Here is a 1,222-nt window from a genome sequence, read left to right on the forward strand (position 1 = left end):
ATATGTGTAGTGATGGTATTCACCTGACAGTAGGCCGCTGAAAGCAAAGTGGCCATAGCCGTCCCCGACGGGTTATAGATCGAGTGTCTGACGCTCATCTCTAACTCAAAGGAAACGACTATGACCACCGACGAGAAAGTAGCACGCCGCAAGCTGAGCCTGCTAGAACTGGCTCAAGACATGCAGAACGTCAGCAAGGCTTGCCAGCTGATGGGTTACTCACGGCAACAGTTTTACGAGATCCGCCGCAATTACCAGACCTTTGGCTCCAGTGGGCTGGTAGATCGCTTGCCCGGTGCCAAAGGCCCACATCCCAACCGGGTCAGCGAGCAAGTTGAGCAAGCCATCCTTGCACACAGCCTGCAATTCCCCACTCACGGCCCCCTCCGGGTTTCCCAGGAACTGATGCTCAAGGGCGTTTCGGTCAGCTCAACAGGTGTCCGGGGTGTCTGGAGCCGCCATGAGTTGTTAAGCCGCCACCAGCGCTTGTTACGACTGGAAAAGACCGTCCGCGAACAGAAGCTTGAATTGAACGAGGAGCAAGTCCGTTTGCTCGAACGGTTCAGCCCCGAGTTCCGCGAACGCCATATTGAAGTCCATCACACCGGTGAGCTGGTGACGGTGGATACCTTCTTTGTTGGCACGCTAAAGGGGGTTGGCAAGGTCTACATGCAATCCGTGCTGGACGGCTACAGCCGTCATGCCTGGGGACGGCTCTACACCAGCAAGCTGCCTGTCACGGCAGTGCATGTGCTGAACAATGATGTCTTGCCCTTTTTCGAGGAACACGACATCTCGGTGCAGACCATTCTTAGCGATAACGGCCGTGAGTTCTGTGGACGACCGGACCATCACCCCTATGAGCTGTTCCTGCAACTGGAAGGCATCGAGCATCGAACAACCAAGGTCCGGAGGCCACAAAGCAACGGCTTCATCGAACGCCTGCACCGTACCCTGTTAGATGAGCACTTCCGCATTCAGGGTCGAACAAAGTGGTATGAGACGCTGGAGGAAATGCAGGCCGATCTGGATGCCTATCTGCTCCACTACAACCGGCAGCGACCGCATCAAGGGCGGAACATGAAAGGTAAAACGCCGTACGAAATGTTCCTGAAGGGACGACCGACCAACACCACCAAACAGGAGAAGCCAAGCACCAAAAAAGCTGCTTAAATGAACAACCCGCCGGGGGCGGGTGTCAGGTGAATACTGTCACTGTACA

1 protein-coding gene is annotated in these 1,222 nt (G+C 55.4%); it reads left to right on the forward strand.

The genetic code is table 11. The annotated features are described in order from the left end of the window. Positions 1-120 precede the first annotated feature (120 nt). On the forward strand, positions 121-1,173 hold the full coding sequence (locus EV700_RS00955) for an IS481 family transposase (RefSeq protein WP_130410493.1): 1,053 nt from the start codon (positions 121-123) through the stop codon (positions 1,171-1,173). Positions 1,174-1,222: the final 49 nt, after the last annotated feature.

Source organism: Fluviicoccus keumensis (genome assembly GCF_004217445.1).
Lineage (GTDB): Bacteria > Pseudomonadota > Gammaproteobacteria > Pseudomonadales > Moraxellaceae > Fluviicoccus > Fluviicoccus keumensis.

What these genes read in the sequence shown, in the direction of transcription:
- EV700_RS00955 (WP_130410493.1), top strand. Translation starts at nt 121, where the DNA reads ATGACCACCGACGAGAAAGTAGCACGCCGCAAGCTGAGCCTGCTAGAA.